Origin of the sequence: Dokdonella sp. (assembly GCF_039926425.1) — a bacterium.
Taxonomy (GTDB): Bacteria; Pseudomonadota; Gammaproteobacteria; order Xanthomonadales; family Rhodanobacteraceae; genus Dokdonella_A.
Window position 1 is genome coordinate 1 of sequence record NZ_JBDSWZ010000256.1, and the last position, 5,077, is coordinate 5,077.

Below are 5,077 nucleotides of genomic sequence, written 5' to 3' on the forward strand. Positions count from 1 at the left end.
AATTGCAGGTGCTGCAAACCGCGCTCGCGAACGATGCTAAGCAGAAGGACTGGCCAGCCAGCCTTGCCGACGCAAAACGGCTGCGCGCATTTCTCAACGACGCGCCCACCGCGCGACTGGAAGTGGCTCGAACGTACCTGCGTCTCGGCGACCACGCGGCCGCATTGGCGCAAGTGCAGGGCTTTCTCGCGCTCGGGCAAACCAACGCCGTCCTTTCATCGCCGTCGTTCGAACCGATTCATGCGGCGATCGGCGCACAGATTCAAAAGAACAGCGTGCCAGTCTCCCGCACACGCGCGGTGTTCAAACTCCCCGCGTCGCTGCTGCCCGAAGACATCGATGTCGATCCAGTCACGCAGCGGTTTTTCGTCACCACCATCCTCGGCAGGAACATCGTTGCAGTCGACGCAAACGGCGTCTCGCGACCGTTTGCGGACGCACCCGACGCATGGCCGATGGCGGCGTTGAAGATTGACGTGAAGCGTCGGCGCTTGTGGGCGACCGAACTCGCGTTCAACACGTTCGATTCCGTCGCGGCCGACGACCGCGGCCGCTCGGCGCTGCTCGAATACGATCTCGACCACGCAACGCTGCTCCGTCGACTGGAAGCCCCCGCAAACGCGGCACTCGGCGACATGACACTCGCACCGAATGGCGACCCGATCGTGTCGGACGGCGAGGGCGGTGGAATCTACCGCGCCCACGACGGCGTGCTTCATCGTCTGGATCATGGCGAATTCATCTCGCCGCAGACGCCGGCGTCCTGCGCCAATCCGAACGTGGTGATCATTCCCGACTACGTGCGTGGCCTCGCGACACTCGACCTCGCCTCGGGGCACGTCACCTGGTTCAGCGGCGCGAGCCACGCGTTGTACGGCATCGATGGCTTGTATTGCCGTGGTCGAACGCTGACCGCAACGCAGAACGGCGCCAGCCCCGCACGCGTCGTGGCGTTTCAGCTCGATGTGTCGCAGACAACCATCATCGACGAGCGCGTGATTGAACGTGGAACGACCGTCGCCGCCGACGTGACGCACGGCGTGTTTGTCGGAAGAACTTTCCATTTCATTGCGAATGCGGGCTGGGCTGCGATGGACGAGAAAGGCGTGCCAAACGATCTCGCGCATTCGCCGACTGCCGTCCTCATGAAAACCCGCGACTGACGGTCCGCGATAGGAAGCTCTGCGTCATCCATCGACGCCATTCCTGAGAACGCGGGAATCGCTCGCGGCACGACGCTCGCAAACGCCCGGCGCACCTGAGGGCGGATCCCGCCGCCGTTCGGTGTACCGCGCAGGCACAGACCAAAGCCGCAATACCTTGGAGGACGGGCACTGCTGCCGCGCAGCGCGAACGGCGTCGTGAAGGTCGGCGACGGACGGCACGGCACCGACGCGCGCAACGTGGTTGCCGTGACATCGCCCGAGCGAACTGGCAGCACGACCGAATGGCGGCGCGGTGCGGATGGCGGAATCCATTGTGGTTCGGCGTAACAAGCGTGAGCGGCGGTGGATTGCACCGCCCACCGCATTCGATTTCGCCCCTGGAGAGACCATGCCCATGACGTCATCCGTTCAAGCGCGCCGCGCGCTTGCCGCTGCAGTGTTGCTCGCGTTTGCCACCGAGGCGAGCGCTGAGCGACTCGATCTGTGGCATCGCATCAAGGCCGACCCGCGCATGGCGCATCCGGAAGCGCTTTCGCTGACGCAGAAAAAGGCGCTCGCGCGCGACTACGGTGTGGCGAACCTGCTGCCATCCACCAACGGCACGCTGGTTCCCGTCACCAACTGCAACGACGCCGGACCCGGAAGCCTGCGTGATGCCGTCGCGTCGGCGGCCAGCGGCGACACCGTGGATGCGAGCGCTCTCACGTGCGGCACGATCACGCTGACGACCGGCCAGATGTCGACGATCGCGCAATATCTCACCATCCAGGGTCCAGGCCCCGACGCGCTGACGATCACCGCCAACCACGCCAGCCGCATCCTCCTGCATGCCGGCACCGGGGTGCTCACGGTCTACGGCATGACAGTGCGCGAGGGCCGTTTATCGACGTACGGCACGGCGCCGGCACGCGGCGGTTGCATCTTTTCCACTGGCAAGGTGACGCTTGGTTCGCTCGTGAATCGCACCCGGCAACAAGGCGTGGTGGTCGAGGATTGCTCGGTGGAGTCACATGCCGAGAACGTCACCGCGTTCGGCGGCGGCGTCTTCGCCATCCGTGGTGTGGGCCTCAGCGCCAGCGTCGTCAGCGGCAATGTGGCCAGCAGTCCGCTGAGCGGCGGCTCGTTTGGTGGCGGCGTGGCGGTGGTGTCCACACCCTACGGATTCGCTTACGGGACGTTCCTCTCCAAATACAGTGAAATTCGCGGCAACGTGGCGGGAGCGGTTGGCGGCGGGCTCTACGTGCGCGCCACCACTGCAGGACTCCTGGGGACCACCTTCGCCGGCAACAACGCTGGCGCCTCGAGCGGCGGCGGCGGCGCGTTCATCCTGCTCGACGACGGCGACGCCGTGATCCAGAACACAACGGTTTCCGGCAACCGGTCGGCTACGGGCCGGGCCGCTCTGACCGTTTTCGGGGGCACGATCACAGTCGCCGGCGCCACGATCACCGGCAACCAGACGCAGACGACCAGTGGCAGCAATTTTGTCGGCGGCGCTGAATTTCATGGCTCCTCGATCGATCTGGAAAGCTCGATCTTTTCCGGCAATCTGCTCTCCGGTGCGCCGAGTGACCTGCTCACGGTGTCTCCTTCCAATACCATCGTCGGCGCCAACAATCTGGTCGGCGCCGCCGTGGGCATCGTGCCGCCGAACGGGTTGATCACGACGAACAATCCCGGTCTCGGCCCCCTCATCAACAATGGCGGCTTCACGCGCACGCATGCCGTGCTGGCGGCCAGCCCGGCGATCGATACCGGCAACAACAGCCAGAACATCCCGTTGGATCAGCGCGGGCCTGGCTTTCCGCGCGTCATCGGTGCCGCCGCGGACATCGGCGCATTCGAACGCGATCCGAATGCGATTTTTCGGGGTGGGTTCGACTAGCTGTCGTTACGCGTCAACGCCCGACACATGTGCTGGCGCCGCCAAAACGCGGCGCCGTGCAAGCAACTGTGCGCAGCATCCAACCACCGGTAGGCGCAAACAGTGTGATCCTTCCCCTGCGAAGCGGGGGAAGGTGGCGGCAGCCGGAAGGGGGCGCTCCTGATGCGCCCACCCGCGAAAATCACCGCGCCACCATCTACGCTTCGCCCCGCTGCGCACGGAAGGGAATCAACCCGCGAGCGTAGAGCACCAAGTGGGAGCGGCTTCCGCCGCGATGCTTTTGCAGACGTATCGCGAAAGAACCACAAAACCAACTGATACCCCCTCGTCAACTCCAAAGCGTTGACCTCATCGGCAAACGCGACAACGCCCGCGCACGACAGCCGTGCATCGGCAACTCGCGGCGGATCACACCCCCTTGCTGCATCGCCGCAGTCACAGTCGCCCCGACACCGATCATCCACTTGTCAAAAACGGCCAGCGCCGAGCCACCGCTCCACTCGGACGGCCAACGACTGCAGCACTTATCATCCGCAGCGAACCGGCGTACAACACTTGAAGGCCGCGCGCTCCACCGCTTGGCCTCTTTGTTGCACGTTCTCCCGCCAGGGACATGGAGACGGGGATGGGAATGGATTCCGAAAGGGATGTAAGGATCGGTGCGGTCGATCGTCGACGCACTGCGTCGGCACTCGCGGTGGTCGTCGCGCTTGGCCTGGCCGCGTGCACGCAATCGCACGACGCATCGACGGACGCGCGCCGCCCGCAACAAGCGGGGCAGGCCGTCAACCCGATCACGATCGCCAGCCACATCGCCGCCGCTCGCGGCGACGTGCTGATCGGCGACCAGCGTGCCGCGCAGGCGCAGATCAAAGCCGCAACCACCGACCTGACGCGCTCGATGCGCATCCCCGACGTCAGTCGCCCGATCGATCACGAAGCCGCGCGCGCTGCTGTTCGCCCGATTGCGGGCGTGCGCACGTCGCTGTGGCTCGACCGCAGCAACTTCGTAGTGATGGTCGGTGCGCAGCAGCAGCGCAGCATGGCGATGATTGATCAGGTTTGTCTGGCGCTGGAACCGCTGGGGGACACGCTGGCGGTCGTTGTGAATGTGCAGGACTTGACGGCGAAAACTGCGGATGGGGCGACGACGTTGTCGCGGAACTGTCAGCTGATTGAAGGGGAGCGGGCGATGTTGCAGGGGAAGCGAGAGGTTGACGTGGTGCCAGCTGGGCTGCGAGCGACGTTCAAGGCAATGCAGAAGAGGTGATCTGGCTCCCAACGACCCAAAAGAAAGTGAACCTGACCCCGTTTCGCGGCGCACGTTCAGTCAGCGGCTGCGCCACAATTTCCAAGGTCGCCAGCCTTTCGGCTGCGTCTGCGACGTCTGCCGACCGACGAGAAGGAACAACGGAATCCATGCGCATACGCGAATTCCGGGTTGCTCTCATGCGGGAGCGGCACGAAATACGCAGAACCGCGCAAGATCCGAAATCCGGCGAGATTCTGGGCTCCTTGGCGATCATCAGTCGCAGCAAGATGGCGTGCGCAGTCTCGTGAAAGCGAATCGGACCGACGCCTGAGCTTTCCCCACAAATCCCACTTGCCAGACAACAACTTGCAGCGTAGATAGTCGGAAAAACCGTGCGTGCATGACGAGGTGGTCTCCTTTTAGTCGCCAAACTGAGAGGAGGTCTCGCCATGCACGCGGTAAAAGTATTGCGCAGTTGCCTGGGTGTCGTCCTGAGCCGCATGCACGCGCGTCGATGTGCGTCATTGCTGGACGCGGTACGCGCGCTGATCGCTGGCCGCCGTCTCACGCTGATGGAATTGGCGCGATCGTGGCCCGGTGCATTGCGTGTGGCGGCACCGCTGAAGAAGCTGGATCGATTGCTCGGGAACGTTCACCTGGCGCAGGAACGCGAGGGACTGTACGCCGCGATCATCGCGTGGGCGGTGCGACAGCCGCGCCCGGTGGTCGTGGTGGACTGGTCGCCGCTGGACGGGCGCGGACGCTTCCAGTTGT

At 64.5% G+C, this 5,077-nt stretch carries 3 protein-coding genes and 1 pseudogene; all 4 read left to right on the forward strand.

The features are described 5' to 3' along the window. A partial coding sequence (locus ABIV12_RS14740; RefSeq protein ID WP_348060646.1) for a hypothetical protein occupies window positions 1-1,163 on the forward strand: 1,163 nt, incomplete at its 5' end. A gap of 397 nt (window positions 1,164-1,560) precedes the next feature. Next, window positions 1,561-3,051: a choice-of-anchor Q domain-containing protein gene (locus ABIV12_RS14745; RefSeq protein WP_348060648.1), complete on the forward strand. Its 1,491-nt coding sequence runs from the start codon at window positions 1,561-1,563 to the stop codon at window positions 3,049-3,051. A 631-nt stretch (window positions 3,052-3,682) separates the two neighbouring features. Next, a complete protein-coding gene (locus tag ABIV12_RS14750) occupies window positions 3,683-4,321 on the forward strand; it encodes a hypothetical protein (protein WP_348060650.1) in 639 nt (212 codons plus the stop codon). Between the two features lie 431 nt (window positions 4,322-4,752). Then, window positions 4,753-5,077, forward strand: a pseudogene (locus ABIV12_RS14755) (IS4 family transposase); the annotation flags it as partial.